The 17,882-nt window shown below is 73.3% G+C and carries 15 protein-coding genes; 4 read left to right on the forward strand and 11 right to left on the reverse strand.

The features are described from left to right. Positions 1 to 3: 3 nt before the first annotated feature. The 4 genes from IE237_RS26670 to IE237_RS26685 all read right to left on the reverse strand — a co-directional run bounded on the left by IE237_RS26670 (position 4) and on the right by IE237_RS26685 (position 6,454). Positions 4 to 1,809, reverse strand: a complete 1,806-nt coding sequence (locus IE237_RS26670; protein ID WP_189804658.1) for an ABC transporter ATP-binding protein — start codon at positions 1,807 to 1,809, stop codon at positions 4 to 6. A gap of 122 nt (positions 1,810 to 1,931) precedes the next feature. Then, positions 1,932 to 2,702, reverse strand: a complete 771-nt coding sequence (locus IE237_RS26675) for an NUDIX hydrolase (protein WP_189804659.1) — start codon at positions 2,700 to 2,702, stop codon at positions 1,932 to 1,934. Between the two features lie 109 nt (positions 2,703 to 2,811). Beyond that, positions 2,812 to 4,887: a glycogen debranching N-terminal domain-containing protein gene (locus IE237_RS26680; protein ID WP_189804660.1), complete on the reverse strand. Its 2,076-nt coding sequence runs from the start codon at positions 4,885 to 4,887 to the stop codon at positions 2,812 to 2,814. Between the two features lie 115 nt (positions 4,888 to 5,002). Beyond that, the gene (locus IE237_RS26685; RefSeq protein ID WP_189804661.1) at positions 5,003 to 6,454 is read right to left on the reverse strand and encodes a DUF4192 domain-containing protein; all 1,452 of its coding nucleotides are present in this window, start codon (positions 6,452 to 6,454) and stop codon (positions 5,003 to 5,005) included. A gap of 141 nt (positions 6,455 to 6,595) precedes the next feature. Here IE237_RS26685 and IE237_RS26690 point away from each other — a divergent pair, with 141 nt between their 5' ends. Then, entirely contained in the window at positions 6,596 to 8,779 is a 2,184-nt protein-coding gene (locus tag IE237_RS26690) for a RecQ family ATP-dependent DNA helicase (RefSeq protein WP_189804662.1), read from the forward strand. 228 nt (positions 8,780 to 9,007) lie between these two features. After that, complete coding sequence (locus tag IE237_RS26695) at positions 9,008 to 9,637, forward strand: hypothetical protein (protein ID WP_189804663.1); 630 nt, start codon at positions 9,008 to 9,010, stop codon at positions 9,635 to 9,637. Between the two features lie 255 nt (positions 9,638 to 9,892). Here IE237_RS26695 and IE237_RS26700 read toward each other — a convergent pair whose 3' ends face one another. The 3 genes from IE237_RS26700 to IE237_RS26710 all read right to left on the reverse strand — a co-directional run bounded on the left by IE237_RS26700 (position 9,893) and on the right by IE237_RS26710 (position 12,148). Beyond that, the gene (locus tag IE237_RS26700) at positions 9,893 to 10,513 is read right to left on the reverse strand and encodes a hypothetical protein (protein WP_189804664.1); all 621 of its coding nucleotides are present in this window, start codon (positions 10,511 to 10,513) and stop codon (positions 9,893 to 9,895) included. Between the two features lie 110 nt (positions 10,514 to 10,623). Further along, positions 10,624 to 11,334 (reverse strand): ribonuclease HII, encoded by a 711-nt coding sequence (gene rnhB, locus IE237_RS26705; protein WP_189804665.1) that lies wholly within the window; start codon positions 11,332 to 11,334, stop codon positions 10,624 to 10,626. Between the two features lie 196 nt (positions 11,335 to 11,530). Continuing rightward, positions 11,531 to 12,148 (reverse strand): TetR/AcrR family transcriptional regulator, encoded by a 618-nt coding sequence (locus IE237_RS26710; RefSeq protein WP_189804666.1) that lies wholly within the window; start codon positions 12,146 to 12,148, stop codon positions 11,531 to 11,533. 132 nt (positions 12,149 to 12,280) lie between these two features. On the opposite strand from IE237_RS26710, the gene IE237_RS26715 reads away from it, so the two are divergent. Next, the gene (locus tag IE237_RS26715; RefSeq protein ID WP_189804667.1) at positions 12,281 to 13,834 is read left to right on the forward strand and encodes an MFS transporter; all 1,554 of its coding nucleotides are present in this window, start codon (positions 12,281 to 12,283) and stop codon (positions 13,832 to 13,834) included. A 148-nt stretch (positions 13,835 to 13,982) separates the two neighbouring features. Here the strand turns inward: IE237_RS26715 and IE237_RS26720 are convergent, their stop codons facing one another. The 4 genes from IE237_RS26720 to IE237_RS26735 all read right to left on the reverse strand — a co-directional run bounded on the left by IE237_RS26720 (position 13,983) and on the right by IE237_RS26735 (position 17,042). Continuing rightward, positions 13,983 to 14,891, reverse strand: a complete 909-nt coding sequence (locus IE237_RS26720) for an ADP-ribosylglycohydrolase family protein (protein WP_189804668.1) — start codon at positions 14,889 to 14,891, stop codon at positions 13,983 to 13,985. A 12-nt stretch (positions 14,892 to 14,903) separates the two neighbouring features. After that, positions 14,904 to 15,563, reverse strand: coding sequence for a histidine phosphatase family protein (locus IE237_RS26725; RefSeq protein ID WP_189804669.1), 660 nt, complete (start codon positions 15,561 to 15,563; stop codon positions 14,904 to 14,906). A gap of 96 nt (positions 15,564 to 15,659) precedes the next feature. Beyond that, positions 15,660 to 16,265 (reverse strand): YdbC family protein, encoded by a 606-nt coding sequence (locus tag IE237_RS26730; RefSeq protein ID WP_189804670.1) that lies wholly within the window; start codon positions 16,263 to 16,265, stop codon positions 15,660 to 15,662. A 42-nt stretch (positions 16,266 to 16,307) separates the two neighbouring features. Continuing rightward, complete coding sequence (locus IE237_RS26735) at positions 16,308 to 17,042, reverse strand: arylamine N-acetyltransferase family protein (protein ID WP_308433118.1); 735 nt, start codon at positions 17,040 to 17,042, stop codon at positions 16,308 to 16,310. Between the two features lie 238 nt (positions 17,043 to 17,280). Between IE237_RS26735 and IE237_RS26740 the strand changes: the two genes are divergently transcribed. Beyond that, positions 17,281 to 17,811: a TerD family protein gene (locus IE237_RS26740; protein ID WP_189804672.1), complete on the forward strand. Its 531-nt coding sequence runs from the start codon at positions 17,281 to 17,283 to the stop codon at positions 17,809 to 17,811. The last annotated feature ends 71 nt before the right edge of the window (positions 17,812 to 17,882 follow it).

Here is a 17,882-nt window from a genome sequence, read left to right on the forward strand (position 1 = left end):
TGATCACCAACGGGCCTTGCGTCGAAGGCCGGTGAACACATAGGCGCAGAGCAGCCCCGTCAACGTCAGCGAGAGCGCCACCCCCGCGGGCTGACCGACCACCCGGAGCGCCACCGCCAGCCAGCGGTCCAGGGACGGCGACCACTGCGGACCGGCGAACTCACGCAGTCGCGCCGGAAGTCCTGCCGCCGAGCGCACCGACGGCCCCGTCAGCATCTTCTGCAGCAGCGGAACGAAGGCGACCGGCACCGCGAGCACCGCCGCCACTCCGGCCGCGGCGGCCCGGAACACGCCCGCGCCGAGCACCCCGGCCCAGCCGCAGCCGACGACCAGGCCCAGCCAACTCACGCAGAGTGTCGGCCAGTTCCTCGGTACGGGGACCAACTCGGCTCCGTGGACGAACCGCAGGACCTCCAGGTCGACCGCCACGACGAGCGCCCCGAGCGCAAGGGCGACGACCGCCGCCACGGCGAGCTTCGCGAGGAGCAGGCCCGGCCGGCGGGGCACGGCTCCGCGCCCCGTGGTGAGCGCGGGATAGCGGTACTCCTCTCCGAACGAGAAAGCTCCGAGCAGCCCGGCGCCGAGAGCCGCGGGCGGCAGCGGCGAGATCGCGGGCCAGCCGGCGACGACGGCGGGCAGTTCGGCTCGGCCGCCGCGGCCGAGCAGCAGAGCCAGCGTCACGGACGCGAGGAGGACGCCGGCCACGACAAGCGGGGTGGAGGGCACACCCAGAAGCCGGTGGAGCTCGTACCGGAGCGGGCGCAGGGGGGAGCGCGCGGGCCTCCGCACGGCGCCTCGCCCCGCGCTCCGCGTCTCCGACCCCGTGCCCCCGGAGGGCCGACCGGTTCCCGTCGACGCGGCCGCATCGCTCCGGGGAGTCCCGGTCTCCTCGCCTCCCCCGGCCGGCCGGATCTCCCCTGCGGCGCGACCGGCGGCTCCGCCGCCCCCTCGCTCTTCGGCGAGCCGGTGGATCGGCACGCCCAGCCGGAAGGCGGTGTCACCGACGGCCGCGCAGTCACTGCCGTACACGGACAGGCGGTTCCCGTCCTCGGCGACCACCTCGACGGGACGGCGGGCCGCTCTGGCCTCCTGGGTCACGGCGGCGGCCAGACGCGCGGCGTGCGGGGTCCGGACGACGACCCGGGGACGCAGGCGGGTACGGGCGAACTCGGTGGCGTCCTGGTCCGCGAGGAGCCGGCCGCCGTCGAGGGTGACGACGCGGTCGGCGTTGCGGACCGCGTCCTTGGGATCGTCCGTGGTGTACAGCACGGTTCCCCCCTCGGCCGCGTGGGCACGCAGAAGCTCGTACAGCCATGCGCTCTCGGGTACGGAGAGACCCGCGGCCGGCTCGTCGAGCAACAGGGTGTGGGGGGTGCCCAACAGGGCCGATGCGAGACCGAGTCGACGGTCGGCACCGATCGGCAGGGTGCCGATGCGGCGGCGTTCCAGGCCGGTGAGGCCCACGGTCCGCACCAGCTCGTCGGCGCGCGCGGCGGGAACGCCGGTGGCGGCGCAGAGCATCCTGAGCTGCCCTCGGAGGGTGCGGGAGGGATGTCCGGGCACGTCACCGAGGAGCACGCCGACCTCGCGAGGAGGATGGGCGATGCGGTGCAGCGGCCGGCCTCTGAAGTAGGTGATCCCACGGCCCGGCTCGAGTTCGAGCATGAGCCGGAGCGTGGTCGTCTTGCCGGATCCCCGGGAGCCGAGGAGCGCGGTCACGGCACCCGGCCGAGCATCGAAGGTCAGATCGTCCACGGCCGGCGGGCGATCGCGGCGGGGAGTGCTGGTCAGTCCGATTGCCTGGAGCATCGCTTCTCTCGCGGTAGATGACACCGCTCCGCGGCAGGGCGGCGCTACCGCAGCAAGATAACGCTACATTTCGGACTTTCGGCGCAGGTGTGACATCAAGGGGCGGCGGACCGGTACGGCTCTCAGACCTCGGGGCGGAGCATCGGCGGGTTGAGAAGAGTGGCCCCACCTGCCCGGAAGAGCTGCGCGGGGCGCCCTCCCTGACGGGTCGTGGTGCCTCCGGCCGGGACCAGGAAGCCGGGCGTGCCGGTCACCTTGCGGTGGAAGTTACGCGGATCGAGGGACACACCCCAGACCGCCTCGTAGACGCGCCGCAGCTCCCCGACCGTGAACTCCGGCGGACAGAACGCCGTCGCCAGGGAGGAGTACTCGATCTTGGATCGGGCGCGCTCCACCCCGTCCGCGAGGATCCGGGCGTGGTCGAAGGCGAGCGCCGCCGGCCCTCCGTCCTCGGCCGCGGCGGCCTCGTCCTCGCCGAGGAGCTCCTCCACCGGGGCCCAGCGGGCGCTGTTCGCGTCGCCGCCCGCGCGCGGCGCGGGAAGGTCCGGCGCCAGCGCGAGGTGCGCGACGCTCACCACCCGCATGCGCGGGTCGCGGTCCGGCGCCCCGTAGGTCGCCAGCTGCTCCAGGTGCGCGCCATTGGTCGGTACGGGCGGCGGGGAGGCGGGATCGTGGGCGCAGAGGCCCGTCTCCTCGACCAGCTCGCGCGCGGCCGCGGCACCGAGGTCCTCCGCCGCCTGCACGAAACCGCCGGGCAGCGCCCAACGCCCCTGATACGGCGCCTCTCCTCGCCGCACGACCAGGGTGCACAGTGCGTGGCGCCGCACGGTGAGCACGACCAGATCGACGGTCACGGCGAAGGGAGGAAAGGCCGAGGGGTCGTAGGGAGGCATGCCGCGATCATAGTCGTCTTCCTGACGATAAACACGCCCCGCGGAAGCATCGGCCGCCACTTCCTCACCACGCCGCGAGGCTTCCCTCGTCTCCGTGCCCGGCATCCCGTCACACCCCCAGTTGAAGGCCCTCTGCGGCCTCCTCGACCATACCGAGGCCCAGCCTGCCGACCCGCACGGCGAAGGGCTCGCCCGCGACCACGAGCCCCGACAACCGGATCGCTCCGAGCGGCGCCGAGGCCAGCGGGTGCACCGACACGGACCGCCCGGGCGCATCGGGTCTGAGGCCGGCGAGAGCGAGAAGAGCGTGCACCGCTCCGGCGGCCGCGACGGCCGCCGGCCGGCACGCCGCCGGGTGTGGCACCGGGCGTCCACCCGTCGTCCGCTGCTCTCCCGCGTACATCTCGGGGAGCCGATGGGTGAAGGCCTCCGCCGCGTCGAGCAACCCCCGCAGCAGGGAGGCGGCCTCCTTCTCATGGCCGGCGGCGGCGAGACCGGCCACCGCCACGGCCGTCTCGTGCACCCGGACCGCTCCGGCCCGGTGCCCGAAGGGGTTGTGGCCCGGCTCCTTGATGCCGAGGCTGCGCAGTCCCCAGCCGGAGTCGAGCGCCGGGGTGCCGAGCAGCCTGGCCACCATTTCGGTCTCCGTCCGGTCCAGGAGGCCCGGTGCGTACCGGCCGCCGTCCAGCAGCCCCGTGTCGAGCAGGTGCGCGGCCCAACCGCCCAGCTGGGGCCAGGCCCGGCCGTCCGGTGCGAGGGCGACGGCGGGGCGGCCGCCCGCCGGGTCGTCGAGCCAGAACTCCCGCCGGAACCGCTCGCGCAGGGTCCGCGCCACGTCGCGCAGGGCGTCTCCCCCGGGCCGCCCGCAGCCGTCGAGGAGGTCGGCTCCGAGCAGGGCGGCACGGTGGGTGTGTGCCTGGGTCTCGGCCCGCCAAGGCCCGGCGGGCCCCGGGTCCGGGACGAACCCGTTCCGACCGGCGGTACTCCGGAGCCAGTCGAGGCAGCGCTCCGCCACGGGGAGCAGTTCCTCCAGGTCCGCTGCGGGGAGCCCCCAGCGGCGGGCCTCGGCGAGCACGACCGGAAAGGCGAGGGTGGCCTCGATGCCCGTGCAGCGGGGCGGGAGGTGCGGGCCCGCGTCCCGGAGCGGTCCCCGGAGCCGGCCGGACTCGGGTCCGCCGGCGGAGATCTGGGTGCGTCCGAGGGCGCGCAGGGTGGTGGCGGCGAGCCGGGTGCCGAGGGGCAGGGCCATGCGCGCCGCCCAGAGCGCCTCGGCCGTGACCGGTCCGCAGCGCCAGGGGACGCCGGCCGCCAGGTACACGTCCGCGGGGTGGGCCGGGTCCCGCTGGAGCAGGGCCCGCAGGTCCTCGACGGAGACACGGAGCAGCTCCCCCGGCCGTGGGTCGTCGCCCTCGGCGCGGGCCTCGGCGAGGAGGTGACCGCCGGGCCGTCCGGAACCCGCGCCCGGGGAGGCGGTGGGCCTGGCGGGCGACTCGCCTCGTACGCGCAGCCGGAGGGTGAACGTCGCTCCGGGCGCGAGCTCGGCCTCCCAGCGCAGCACTCCCGCCGCCGCCAGGGAGTCCATGGGGGGCGGGTCCGCCGTGACGGCGACGGATCGGCCGTCGCCGCCGGTCCACCGCAGTCCGGTGCCGTGGACGCTCGCGGCGAGCTCGGGGCCGGTTCTCCCGGACGCCACCGCACCCAGGTCCGCGAGATCCGTGCCCAGAGAGACCTCCACGGGGAGCCGGAGGGGCCGGGACGCGGCGCTGCGGAGGGTGATCCGCTCGGTTCCGTCGGCGCTCCGCGTGCGTTCCACGGTGAGAGCGGGGTCGGGTCCGGCGTCCCCGGGGACGCGCAGGGCGCCGAGGAACAGCGCCCGGTCGGCGGTCGCCATGCGGCCCTGGAGCGCGACGGGTTCACGCCCCGCCACCCGCAGGACACAGCGGGACAGGAGCCGTCGCCCCGCCTCGTACACCCCCTCGGGTCCTTCTCCCGTGAGCTGGCCGTGCTCCGCGGACACGGCGAGGGCGGGCAGGGCCACGCAGAGGAGCGCACCGTGCACCGAGGGAAGTTCGGCAGGCCGCGTCGCGCGCGGAAACGCGATGCCGGCGCCGGACGTGTGTCCGGCGGCGGGTCCGGACGGCGGGGTGGTGGGGCGGCCGGGGGCCGGGACGGGGCTGGGAGCCATGGCGGGTACGGGGTGCTCTCTGTGCGGACCGGGCGGCCGGCGAGGTGTCGGCGGGACGGTTCGTGCGAGTCCGCCAGAGAGCTGAACGCGCCTGCGGGCGGCCGGGTCACGGTCGTCATCGGCCGCTCCTGGAGCCGCGCTGTCCGCCGGGCCGCGGAGTCCCGCTCCCCGGCCTTCCGGCGGCGGGTCCGCCGGGACGGACTCCGGCCGCCGCGCGGCGCTCGCTCCCGGCGGTCTGGCGCCCCGGCTTCCTGAGGGTCAGCGGGGTGCCCGGCCTGCGGCCGGCTCGCATCCGGACCCGTCGGGACGGTGCAGGAGATTCCTGCTCCGGGGCGGTCCGGGCGTCCCGTTCGGTCCTCAGACAGGAGCGGAGCGACTCGGGGTCCAGTCCTTCGTTGCACGCCTGGTGCAGCAGCCTGGCGAAGACGTACTCGGGGTCGGCGTCGAGTGCGAGCCCGAGAGCGACCCGGGCGGTCGGCTCGTCGCCCGTGGACCAGGCCGTCCAGCCCGCGAGGGCGAGGGGTGCGGCGGCGTGCTCCTGGTAGGGCGTGACACAGCGCCGGGCCAGGACCCTCCAGAGCCGCAGGGCGGCGGTCCCCTCCCAGCCCTCCATCCACTCGGCGACGCGGTCCCGGGTGACCCGGTCCTGCAGGCCGAGGACCAGGGCGGCCGCCTCGTCGACGGTGATCAGGGCGTCGTCGGCCGCGTCGTCGGCGGCCGTGGCGCCGGCGTACCGGCCCGGAACGGCCGACCGCATCGGACTCGCCGTGCCCGGCGCACCCGCCCGGTCGTCCGGGCTCACCGAGTTCCGCCCGTTCGGGTGCTTCCGGTCGGCGAAGCGGCGGAGGATCTCGCGGGCGAGACGCAGCGTCGTCTCGCGCACTTCCTCCCTGCCCCGCCCTTCGGCGCCTTCGAGGATCCGGGGGACGATCGAGGCGGCGGCCGTGTCGAGGGCGGTTCGCTGCTCCTCGTCCCCGGGCCCGCCGCGCGGCTTGAGCCGGGCCTCCATGTCCCGCAGGGAGCCCCGTACCTGCACTCCGGCGTATGTGGCGGCCGCCGCCATCACCGAGGTGCCGCTGAGAGCGAGCGGGGTGCCGTCCGGCGGGCAGCAGCGCTGGTCGGGGCAGCAGTACGAGAAGTAGAGCCCGTCGGTGATGCAGAGAGCCTCGTAGACGGGAATGTCGAGGGCGCCGCAGGCGGTCCGCAGGCGCTGGGCGAAGGGCCGCAGCCGCTCCATGACCCTGCGGCCCGTCTCGCCGGGCGCCGGGTCCTGGCACAGGAAGACGACGATCCCGTCCGGCCGGGTGCCGGATCGGGCGCCTCCCTCGACGAGGCACTCCGCGAGGTGGTCCGCGGTGGACGCCCACTCACGGGGCGAACTCGGGATTCCGAGCCTGACGCGGCCCCCGAAGCGGCCGTGCTCGCCGTGGAGGGCGACCAGGACGACGGAGTCGGTGGGATGGAAGCCCAGCACGAACGGCAGGGCGTCGGCCAGCTCCGCCGGGCCGCGCAGGGTGATCTGCTGCGTACGGGAAGGTCCACTGGATTCGTGGTGATTCGCGTTCATGGTCAGGACGGTCTCGTGATCTCCCGAAATCCGAAACCCCTGTGGATAACTCCCGGATCGGGGCATCCGTCGCCCCTCGGGTTGTCCACAGGTTCGATGTCTCATTCGCGCGATGTCCGAGGCATCGGGTTGCATGGGGGCATGACCCAAGCAGCCCCGCTGGAAGACCGCGCCGCCCTCCGAGCCGCCGCCGATGCCGTGCTCGCCCGTCTCGTCTCCGACCCGACCGGCAGGGCGAGACTGCGCGAGGACCAGTGGCGGGCCATCGAGGCCCTGGTGGCCGACCGGCGCCGGGCGCTGGTGGTGCAGCGGACCGGCTGGGGCAAGTCGGCCGTGTACTTCGTGGCGACCTCGCTGCTCCGCGAGCGCGGCAGCGGCCCGACCGTGATCGTCTCCCCCCTGCTCGCGCTCATGCGCAACCAGGTGGAGGCGGCCGCCCGTGCCGGGATCCGCGCCCGGACGATCAACTCCTCGAACACCGAGGAGTGGGAGACGGTCCAGGAGGAAGTGGCCTCCGGCGAGGTGGACGTGCTCCTGGTGAGCCCGGAGCGGCTCAACAATCCCGACTTCCGCGACCAGGTGCTGCCGCGGCTCGCCGCCGCCACCGGGCTGCTCGTGGTCGACGAGGCCCACTGCATCTCGGACTGGGGCCATGACTTCCGGCCCGACTACCGCCGGCTGCGGACCATGCTGGCCGACCTGCCGTCGGGTGTCCCGGTGCTGGCCACCACCGCGACGGCGAACGCTCGGGTGACGGCGGACGTGGCCGAGCAGCTCGGCACCGGCGCGGGCACCGACGCCCTCGTCCTGCGCGGGCCCCTCGACCGGGAGAGTCTCAGCCTGGGCGTGGTCCGGCTGCCGGACGCGGCACACCGGCTGGCCTGGCTCGCCGACCACCTCGGCGAGCTGCCCGGTTCCGGCATCATCTACACGCTGACGGTCGCCGCGGCCGACGAGGTCACCGCCTATCTGCGCCAGTGCGGGCACACGGTCTCCTCCTACACGGGCCGCACGGAGAACGCCGACCGGCAGCAGGCGGAGGACGACCTGCAGGCCAACCGGGTCAAGGCACTGGTCGCGACCTCCGCCCTCGGTATGGGCTTCGACAAGCCGGACCTGGGCTTCGTGGTGCACCTCGGGTCGCCTTCCTCCCCCATCGCGTACTACCAGCAGGTCGGCCGGGCCGGGCGAGGGGTGGAGCACGCGGAGGTGCTGCTGCTGCCCGGGCAGGAGGACGAGGCGATCTGGCGCTACTTCGCCTCGGTGGCCTTCCCTCCCGAGGAGCAGGTGCGCCGCACGATCGACGTGCTCGCTCAGGCGGGCCGGCCCCTGTCCCTGCCCGCCCTCGAGCCGCTGGTGGAGCTGCGCAGGACCCGGCTGGAGACCATGCTCAAGGTCCTGGACGTGGACGGCGCGGTGCGGCGGGTGAAGGGCGGCTGGGAGAGCACCGGGCAGCCCTGGGTGTACGACACCGAGCGGTACGCCTGGGTGGCGCGCCAGCGGGCGGCCGAGCAGCAGGCGATGCGCGACTACGCGGCGTCGACCGGGTGCCGGATGGAGTTCCTCCGGCGCCAGTTGGACGACGAGGAGGCCGCTCCGTGCGGTCGCTGCGACAACTGCGCGGGCAACCGGTTCGACCCGAAGGTGTCCGAGGCGGCCCTGGACGCGGCCAAGGGCGAGCTGGGGCGGCCCGGCGTGGAGGTCGAGCCCCGGAAGATGTGGCCCACCGGACTCGCCGCGGTCGGCGTCGATCTGAAGGGCCGTATCCCCGCCGGGGAGCAGTCGTTCGGCGGCCGGGCCCTGGGTCGGCTCTCGGACATCGGCTGGGGCAACCGGCTGCGTCCGCTGCTGGCCGACGGGACGCCGGACGGTCCCGTGCCGGATGATGTCGTGCAGGCGGTGGTGCATGTGCTGGCCGACTGGGCCAAGGGGCCCGGGGGATGGGCCTCCGGTGCGGCGGACGCGCCGGCCCGGCCCGCCGGAGTGGTCACGATCGCCTCCCACCGCAAGCCGCGGCTGGTGGGTTCGCTCGGGCAGCGGATCGCCGAGATCGGCAGAATGCCCCTCCTCGGCATGGTCGAGTACGCGCCGGAGGCGGAGGAGCTCCGGCTCTCACGGACCAACAGCGCCCAGCGGGTCGTCGGCCTGCAGCGGACGCTGACGGTCCCTCCGGAACTGGCCGGGCGGCTGACGGGCGCCGGGGGGCCGGTTCTCCTCGTGGACGATCTCTCGGACACCGGCTGGACGTTGGCCGTCGCGGCACGGCTGCTGCGGAGGGCCGGAGCGGAAGGGGTGTTTCCGCTGGTACTCGCCGTCCAGGGGTGAAACAGGAGGGGAAACGGGGAGTGAACAATGGGCAACTGGGCAGGGATATGAGTGGCATACCGACTCATTACCGTCAGCGGTCTCAATTGCTCGTTGCCGCCCGCGCACGGGCCAGCAAGAATTGGGAGACCGCCCCGCACGGCCCGTCAGCGGTCCGGAAGGACTGTGCCGTGGTGCGCCCTCACCCGACCTTGCCCGCGCAGCGGGCGTGTATCCGAAGGGAGGACCGTGACCCTCGGATTCGCTCCGCCCACAGCCACCTCGCTCAGATCTTCGTCCGAGTCCGCCAGCCGCCTCGCTCGGATGCTCGAACCCTCCGAGTGGGCCGCGGCGGGAATCCCCTTGCTGCGCAACCCGCGTGAGGTCGTCAGCGGCCTTCACTCGCGCCACGCGCCCACGCCCGCGACGGCGGTCATCGCCGTCCTGGATCACGAGGAGCGGCTCGCCGCCAGCGCCTCGTTCGTCCGCCGCCCGGTCGCGGCGGACGGCTGGGAGTTCCGCAACGCGCTCCTCGCGCACCTGCGGCGGGTCGTTCCGCACGACCTCCGGAGACGCGCGCCCGTGCGCACCGCGGTCCTGCTGTACTGCCGCGACGGCGACGAGCGCTGGACGGAGGAGGACGGAGCCTGGATGTGGGGGCTCCGGGACGCCTGCACACTGCACGGGCTCCGCTGTGGCGCGTACATCACGCTGACCGGCGGTGGCTGGCAGGTGCTCGGCGAGGGCCGGGGAGGTCGGCGGCCGAGCTCCGACTCGCTGCCGCTGCCGCTGGGTGACGGGCCGGCCGAGCTCGGCCTGCTCGCACCCAGGACCGCGAGCGGCGCGACCGAACCCCTACGCCGAGCCGCCGCACGCTGACCGCGTAGAGCCCGCTGGGCCGCAGGCCTGGCCACGCGCCGAGCCGCCGCATGCTGACCGCACAAGGCCCGCCGGGCCGCAGTCCTGGCCACGCGCCGAGCCGCCGCGCGCTGACCGCACAGAGCCCGCCGGGCCGCAGTCCTGGTCACGCGCCGGGCCTTCGCCAGACCCCGCACGCCGACCCGACGGACCCCAACGGTCCCGCCGGGCCGCCCCCGCGCCGGGCCCCGTGGGGTCCGGCGGAGGAGCGGTCGGTCAGACGCCGGCGCCGGCTCCGAGGAGCGCCGTGATGCGCTGCGGGTCACCGCAGACGACGAGCAGCGCGCCCGCGCGGGCCATCGCCGCCGGGAGGGCCCGGGCGGCCGTCTCCTCGCCGCCGCCGTTGACGGCGACGATCACCACGGGGCGGGTGGTGGCCCGCTCCACGGCGGAGGCGTCCGCGAAGAACACGTCGTCGCCGGTGTCCTGCTGGGCCCAGTAGGCGGCCTCGCCGAAGGACAGCTCGTGCGCCGCCCACGGGTGCGGGTCACCGGTGGTGAGGACCAGGATCTCGCCGGGCGCCCGCCCGGTCTCCAGGAGCAGGTCCAGGGCCTCTTCGGCGGCGTCGAGCGCGCCGTCGACCGGGGCCGGGATCAGCTGGAGCTGCGGGGTCGTGCGCTGGTCGGAACGATTCTCCGGGCGCTTGGCCGGAGACTGCCCGGCACCGGGGTGCGGGTGCGACGCCGGCGCGACGGGCCTGGCCGGACCGGGGCCGGGGCGTCCCGGTCGCGGAGAGGCCGCGGAACGCGGGCCGGGTACGGGACGGGGGGTCGACGCGGTGGCGCGGGGACCCTGGGCGCTCTCGTGAATCTGAGGCTCCTCGGGGATGAGAGGCATGAATGGATGTCTATCAAACGCCGCTGCGCGAGGCACCGGCGGGTGGGCACACATGTGCACCCCGGCCGCGTGGACGGCCCCTTGGACAGGGCGGCCCCATGACCGGAAGTTCAGAAGTCGAAGCCGAGTTGGCCCCCGCTCTCCAGCGCGGCCGCCTCGGCGGAGAGGCGGACCTTTTTGAGGTGGCGCCACTGGGGCAACGCGTCCAGGTACGACCAGGAGAGTCGGTGGTACGGGGTGGGCCCCAGCTCTTCGAGCGCCGCCTTGTGGACCGGCGAAGGGTAGCCCGCGTTGGCACCGAAGGCGTACGCCGCGTACGGACCGCCCTCGGCCTCCAGCTCCGCCATGAGGGCGTCGCGCCGGACCTTCGCGATGACCGAAGCGGCCGCGACGGCGATGCAGGACTGGTCGCCCTTGATCACCGTACGGACCTGCCAGGGGCTGCCGAGGTAGTCGTGCTTGCCGTCCAGGATCACCGCGTCGGGCCGTACGGGAAGGCCTTCGAGAGCGCGGACGGCCGCGAGCCGCAGCGCCGCGGTCATCCCGAGTTCGTCGATCTCCTGCGGAGAGGCGTCGCCGAGCGCGTACGCCGTGACCCACCCCTCCAGCTCCGCGGCCAGAGCGTTCCGGCGCTTGGGGGTGAGCAGTTTCGAGTCGGTGAGCCCCTCGGGGGGCCGGCGAAGGCCGGTGACGGCCGCGCACACGGTGACGGGTCCGGCCCACGCCCCGCGTCCGACCTCGTCGACCCCGGCGACGATCTTGGCGCCGGTGGTGGCTCGGAGCGACCGCTCGACAGTGTGGGTGGGAGGTTCGTACGGCATGGCGCCAGACAGGTTACGCCGCCTGACGCCACCCGCGATACCCGGATTCGCCGCAGACGCCCCGAGGCACCCTTCTCTCCACATCCGGACGCTCGGGCACCGGACTCCGAAGCGCGCCTTCCTCCGGATCCCGAAGCCGACCGACACCAAGCCCCGGAGACCGCCGTCACCCCGTCGCGGCAGGCCCCGTCACGGCTCAGGCGCGCACCAGAGGCACCATGATCCGGTCGATGACGTCGGCGATCTCACCGTCCGGCCATTCGCTTCCGCACACCTTGGAGCGGTACATCATCATGGCGGGAATGACGTCGAGGACGAGGTCGTCGATCGCGTCGTACCGCACCTCTCCACGCGCGATTCCGCGCCGCAGCACGTCCCGGAAGAGCCGCTTCGACGGTTCGACCACACCCGTCTCGATCAGCCCGTGGAAGCGCTCGGCGGATTCGGCATCGCATTCGTGAAGGACAGCGCGCAGCGCGAAGCCGGGCTTGGAATACATCACGTCCCGGACCCGGAGGCACAGCTCGTACAGGTCCTGACGCACCCGGCCGGTGTCAGGGGCCTCGTCGAGCGTCGGCAGCCCGGCCTGGAGGGCGTCCGCGACGAGGTCTTCCTTCGACGGCCACCGCCGGTACACCGCGGCTTTGCCGGTCTGCGCGCCGACCGCGACACCCTCCATCGTGAGGCCGCTCCAGCCGACACTGCTCAGCTGGTCGAGCGTGGCCTCCAGGATCGCCCGCTCGAGCACGGGGCCGCGGCGTCGCAGCACCGCCCCCTCCGGCCGGGCGGCGGCCGTGGAGCGCGAAGTAACCATCAGGATCTCTCCGTTGACGCGTTTCGATTCGTCGGCAGTGCCCAGTGAACGGTTGCGTTCACTGAGGGGGACTCACTACCGTGGCGAACAGTGAACGGGTGCGTTCACTAATTCTTCCGTGGGGGATCCATAGTGACAACTTCTCCGGTGGACACACAGACCAAGGACGAGCCAGCTCGCGCCGGAGGTCGGCCGGGCATCGCCTTGACCGTCATCGCCGCCTGCCAGCTGATGGTCGTCCTCGACGCCACCATCGTGAACATCGCGCTGCCGCACATCAAGGACGCGCTCTCCTTCTCGACCACCGACCTGTCGTGGGTGCTCAGCGCCTATACGCTCACCTTCGGCGGCCTGCTGCTCCTCGGCGGGCGGGCCGGAGACATCCTGGGGCGACGCCGGGTGTTCATGGCCGGCATCCTGCTCTTCACGTTCGCCTCGCTGCTCGGCGGCTTCGCCCAGGAGCCCTGGCAGCTCCTCGCGGCGCGTGCCCTGCAGGGCGTGGGCGGCGCGATCGCCTCGCCCACCTCGCTCGCGCTGATCACCACGACGTTCCCCGAAGGTCCGGAGCGGAACCGGGCGTTCGGCGTGTTCGCCGCGGTGTCCGCCGGTGGCGGCGCGATCGGCCTGCTCGCCGGCGGAGCGCTCACCGAGTACCTCGACTGGCGCTGGGTCTTCTTCGTGAACGTGCCGATCGGCCTGCTGATCGCCTTCCTCACCCCGCGCTACATCGCGGAGTCCGAGCGCCACCCCGGCCGCTTCGACATCGCGGGCGCCGCGACGTCGACGCTGGGCATGGCGGCGCTGGTCTACGGGTTCATCCGGGCGTCCGAGAAGGGCTGGAAGGACGGCCTGACCATCGGCTCCTTCGCCGCTGCGGTGGTCCTCCTCGTGGCCTTCGCCGTGGTGGAGTCGCGTGCCAAGGAACCGATCACACCGCTGCGCATGTTCGCGGACCGCAACCGCTCGGGCACGTACGTCATCATGCTCAGCCTGTCGGCCGCCATGTTCGGCATGTTCTTCTTCATCGTGCTGTGGGTGCAGGACGTCCTGGGCTACAGCCCGGTCCAGGCCGGACTCGCCTTCCTCCCGGTGACCGTCGCGATCGGCTTCGGCGCGGGGCTCGCGCAGCGCCTTCTGCCGGTCCTCGGCCCCAAGCCGTTCATGGTGACCGGAGCGACGCTCACCGGCGTCGGCCTCCTCTGGCTGACGTTCATCTCGTCGGACAGCAGCTACGTCGGCGGGGTGCTCGGCCCGATGGTCGTGTTCGGCGTCGGCATGGGCCTCAACTTCGTGACGCTCACGCTCACGGCCGTCTCCGGGGTCGCCCAGCACGAGGCGGGCGCCGCCTCGGGCCTGCTCAACGCGACCCAGCAGGTCGGCGGCTCGCTCGGCCTCTCCATCCTGGTCACCGTCTTCGGCACGGCCAGCCGCGAGGAGAGCGAGAAGCAGCTGCCGGACTTCCTCGCGCACTCCACGCCCGAGCAGCAGGCCGAGGCGATGAAGGCGAAGGAACTGCCCGCGCCCTGGGGCCACGAGGTGCTGACCTCGGGCATCTCCTCGGCCTTCACGGCCGCCGTCGGCATGGTGCTGATCGCGCTGGTCACGGCCGTCCTGGTGATCCGGGTCCGCAAGAGCGACCTGGAAGCGCTGAGCGGGCGCGCTGAGGCCGCAGGCCCGGTGGCCTGATCGCAGGCCGGAGCGCCGGGCGACCTAGTCACGCCGATCACGCCCACTCAGCTCTGGTCAGGTCTGATCCCACGCCACGATGTCCCCTCTGCCCCTATGGGGTCCGGGGACATCGTGGCGTGTCGGGCCGTGGGGACGCCGCGCCGCGTCAGACCTTCCCCTCCGGGATCCACCCCGGAAGCTCCTCGGTCTGCCGCAGCCACTCCGCCGGCGGCGCTCCGGCCGCCGTGGAGGCGACCACTCCCCCGGCGATGGCGCAGGTCGTGTCGACGTCGCCGCCGACCTGCGCGGTCGTCCAGAACACCCGCTCGAAGTCGCCGAGCCCGCGCGCGGCCGACCAGAGCGCGAAGGGGACCGTGTCGTGGGCGCTCGTCCGCCGTCCGCTGCCTAGCACTGCGGCGACCGTGCTCGCGTCGCCGTAGTCGAGCATGTCGCGGGCCCTGCGCAGGCCGGCCCCGACCGCGCTGCGCGGCACCAGGGCGATCACTCCGTCGAGCAGCGCCTCGGGCGTGGGCGGCCCGGCGGGGTCGGCGGCGATGGCGGCCGCGGCGGCGACCGCCATGGCTCCCACCACGGCCTCCCGGTGCTGGTGGGTGGTGTACGCCGAGATCTCGGCCTGGTGTGTGGCCTGCTCGGGGTCGTCGGCGTACCAGGCTCCCAGCGGGGCGATCCGCATGGCGGCGCCGTTGCCCCAGGACCCCTGCCCGTTGAAGAGCGCGGCGGCCAGTTCCCGCCAGTCGCCACCCTCCCGGATGAGCCGGAGCATGCGGTTGACCGCCGGGCCGTAGCCCCGGTCGAAGTCGTGGTGCTGTGCGAAGGACTGTGCCAGCGCGTCCTGGTCGATCCGGTCGTGGTGGACGAGGACGGCCAGGACGGAGCAGGCCATCTCGGTGTCGTCGGTCCACTGCCAGGGGCCGGCGGGCAGCTCGCGCCGCTTCAGCAGGGGATAGTGGGCGGGTACGAAGAACTGGGAGCCCAGGGCGTCTCCCACGGACAGCCCGCGCAGGCTGGCCAGGGCGCGGTCGAAGCGCCGGTCGGGTGAGGAGTCAGCGGTCATCGGTCTGCCACTCTATCCGGTGGGGCCGTACGGTTCCGGGGTACGCCAGCGTTCGAACGGCCGGTCCAGGCGGTATCGGCCGTCCTCTCCGAGCAGGAGCGTGCGGGTCTCGGCGTTGCCGGGATTCGACAGCGACTCGAAGTCCGCGACCGTCCAGTGGAACCAGCGCATGCAGAACAGCCGCATGGTCAGCCCGTGGGTGACCAGCAGGACGTTGGGCGGGTGGTCGGGGGCCTCGAAGCTGCGGTACAGGCTCTCCAGGAAGGCACCGACGCGGTCGTAGACGTCGGCACCGGACTCGCCCTGGGCGAAGCGGTAGAAGAAGTGTCCGTACGCGTCCCGGTAGGCCTTCTGCAGACGTACGTCCTCCCGTTCCTGCCAGTTGCCCCAGTCCTGCTCCCGCAGCCTCGGTTCCTCCCGCACCCTGACCTGCTCGGCGGGGAGCCGGAAGGCCCGGAGGGTCTCATGGGTGCGGCGGTACGGCGAGACGTAGACGCTGACCGGCTCGTCCCCGAAGAGCTCCCGCAGCCGTTCCCCCGTCGCCTCCGCCTGCCGCCACCCGGTCTCGGTCAGCCTCAGGGCGTGGTCGGGCTCGCGCTCGTACACCGTGTCATCGACATTGCCCTCGGACTCTCCGTGCCGTACGAGAACGATGCGCCGCGGTCGTGCCATACCCCGACCCTAGAACGCCGCTCTGCGGCAGGCTCAGCCGAGGCCGTGCCCGGAGTCCATCCGGGGGAGGTGCCCGGCCCCCAAACGCCGACGGGCTCAGACCGTCCAGGACGATTCGAGCTGCACCACGTCGCCGTTCAGTGCCGCCACGTCGGCCGCGGTACGGGCCCGCAGCCCGAGCCGCTCCACGCGCTCGACCCGGTACTTTCCGTGCTCGGCGGCCGACTGCCACATCGAGAGCACGAGGAACTCGCTGCCGGGGGCCTCGCCGAACAGGCCCCTCAGCATGCCGGGAGACCCGGCCATGGCCGGGTTCCACACCTTCTCCTGCATGAGCGCGAAGTGCTCGGCGCGGTCCTCGTGGACCCGGCAGTGCGCGACCCTCGCCACGTCGGCGTCGGCGAACCGCGGCTCGAACCCCGTCTTCACGTCGAAGCGGTGGTCGAACAGCTTGACCTGGATGTCCTTGTACGTGCCCACCTGAGCGGCCGCCAGACGGTCGTGCGACCGCGCCATGAACGAGTCGTAGAAGGCCCGGCTCTCCCAGAACGCGAAGATGTGGGCGACGTCCGGGCGACCCCGGCTCCACCCGCCGCCCTGTCCCCGGAATCCCGGCTCACCGAGCAGCCCCGCCCATTTCCGCTGTCCCCGCTCGAACCCTCGACGGTCCACCACGGTGCAGCGAATCCACTTGACCAGCACCGCGCCATCGTACGGGCCCGGAGAGCACCCCGGCAGACCCCGTCAGACACCCGCCGCGTGCAACCGCTCCAGACCCGCGCGTTCCTCGGAGTCCAGTTCGATCCCGAACTCGGTCTCCAGGGTGGCCGCCAACTCGGCGGTGTCCACGATCCGTTCCTCGGCGGAACCGTCCGCGCGCACCGACGAGAGGGTCTCGCGCACCAGGGCCCTGCGCACGTCCGCACCGGGTCGCTGGGCCACGACCTGGCCGAGGAATCGTGACTGCGGATGGCTGGAGCTGTAGTGGTTCATGACGGTGAAGTCACCGGGGTAGAGGGTCTGGGGCGAGAACGCGTACAGATCGGTCCAGCCCTCCGGCCGCAGCGAGCGCAGTACGTGGATGCCCTCGTCCTCGACGCCGATGCCGAACGTCCAGCCGCTCTGCTCCACGGTCACGCCGGCCCGCAGCGGCACGGGCTCCAGCACCCCCTGCCAGCCGAACCCGGCGTCGGCGAGCCACTGTTCGCCGTCGATCGTGACGGCCAGGACGGCGTGCGTGACCGGCGGCAGCGTCGCTCCCCGCGAGCGGTTGCGCGCGCCGCGCCCGGCCACCTGGAAGCCGATGCGTTCGAGGGCCGCCGCGAGGAGGGAGTTCTGCTCGTAGCAGTAGCCTCCCCGGCGCCGGTCGACGAGCTTGCCCTGAAGGCTCTTCAGGTCCAGGGGGACCTGCCTTCCGAGGGCGACGTCGAGGTTCTCGAACGGAATGGCTGCGACATGTGCCCGGTGAAGGGCCGTCAAGGTCCTGACATCGGGGGCGAGTTCCCCGTCCCGTCCGATGTCGTATCCGATTCGAGCCAGATATGCGTCGAGATCCAGCTCGTCACCGCTCCACAAACCGCTCTCCCCCTCAAGCGCCGGGTCCTCTGTCGTAGGCACATGACACCATGAGCAATCGGCCCACGACCACGGGCTTTTGAGCGGGTCGACGGTACGAGGCGAGGCGTGCGCGGGGGCGTGCGCGGAGAGGGGAAGCACCATGAGCGGACTCAACAAAGGAGTGGGACGCGTCGAGGTCACGCTCAAGTGGGACCCCGCCCCGGCCGGGGCCCCGGCCCACGACCTGGATCTCGTCGCCGGGGTCTTCGCCACGGCCGATCCGCACGGCGCACCGGCCCATCTGGTGCACTTCGGCAGCCGCTCCCCGGACGGCACGATCACGCTCCACCGCGACAGCCGCACGGGCCAGGGGTTCGGATACGACGAGGCCATGACCCTGGAGCTGGACCGGCTGGACGCGCGGTACGCGCGCGTGGTGGTGGGCGTCGCCATACAGCAGGGCGGCGGGCGGCTGACCTTCGGCGACATAGCGAACACGGGCATACGGGTCCGCGAGGGCTACACCGACCTGCTGACCCACGACTTCGCGGACGTCTCCGGGGCCCGTGCGGCGACGGTCGTCGAATTCACCCGTGCCGGTGCGGACGGCTGGTCGTACCGCCCGATCAGCCGCGGCTTCGACGCCGATCCGCAGGACTTCGGCACGCTCCTGGGTTCCCCCGTGTCCTGACGCCCGCCCGCGCATGGCAAAGGGGCGCCGACCGGTGGTCGGCGCCCCTCACGGGCCATCCGGTGCGCTCA

This window comes from Streptomyces tanashiensis (genome assembly GCF_014648895.1).
Lineage (GTDB): Bacteria > Actinomycetota > Actinomycetes > Streptomycetales > Streptomycetaceae > Streptomyces > Streptomyces tanashiensis.

Coding starts and splice junctions, on each gene's coding strand:
- IE237_RS26740 (WP_189804672.1), top strand. CDS start 17,281: ATGAGCGGACTCAACAAAGGAGTGGGACGCGTCGAGGTCACGCTCAAG.
- IE237_RS26680 (WP_189804660.1), bottom strand. CDS start 4,887: ATGGCTCCCAGCCCCGTCCCGGCCCCCGGCCGCCCCACCACCCCGCCG.
- IE237_RS26720 (WP_189804668.1), bottom strand. CDS start 14,891: ATGACCGCTGACTCCTCACCCGACCGGCGCTTCGACCGCGCCCTGGCC.
- IE237_RS26700 (WP_189804664.1), bottom strand. CDS start 10,513: ATGCCTCTCATCCCCGAGGAGCCTCAGATTCACGAGAGCGCCCAGGGT.
- IE237_RS26685 (WP_189804661.1), bottom strand. CDS start 6,454: ATGAACGCGAATCACCACGAATCCAGTGGACCTTCCCGTACGCAGCAG.
- IE237_RS26675 (WP_189804659.1), bottom strand. CDS start 2,702: ATGCCTCCCTACGACCCCTCGGCCTTTCCTCCCTTCGCCGTGACCGTC.
- IE237_RS26725 (WP_189804669.1), bottom strand. CDS start 15,563: ATGGCACGACCGCGGCGCATCGTTCTCGTACGGCACGGAGAGTCCGAG.
- IE237_RS26690 (WP_189804662.1), top strand. CDS start 6,596: ATGACCCAAGCAGCCCCGCTGGAAGACCGCGCCGCCCTCCGAGCCGCC.
- rnhB (WP_189804665.1), bottom strand. CDS start 11,334: ATGCCGTACGAACCTCCCACCCACACTGTCGAGCGGTCGCTCCGAGCC.
- IE237_RS26710 (WP_189804666.1), bottom strand. CDS start 12,148: ATGGTTACTTCGCGCTCCACGGCCGCCGCCCGGCCGGAGGGGGCGGTG.
- IE237_RS26670 (WP_189804658.1), bottom strand. CDS start 1,809: ATGCTCCAGGCAATCGGACTGACCAGCACTCCCCGCCGCGATCGCCCG.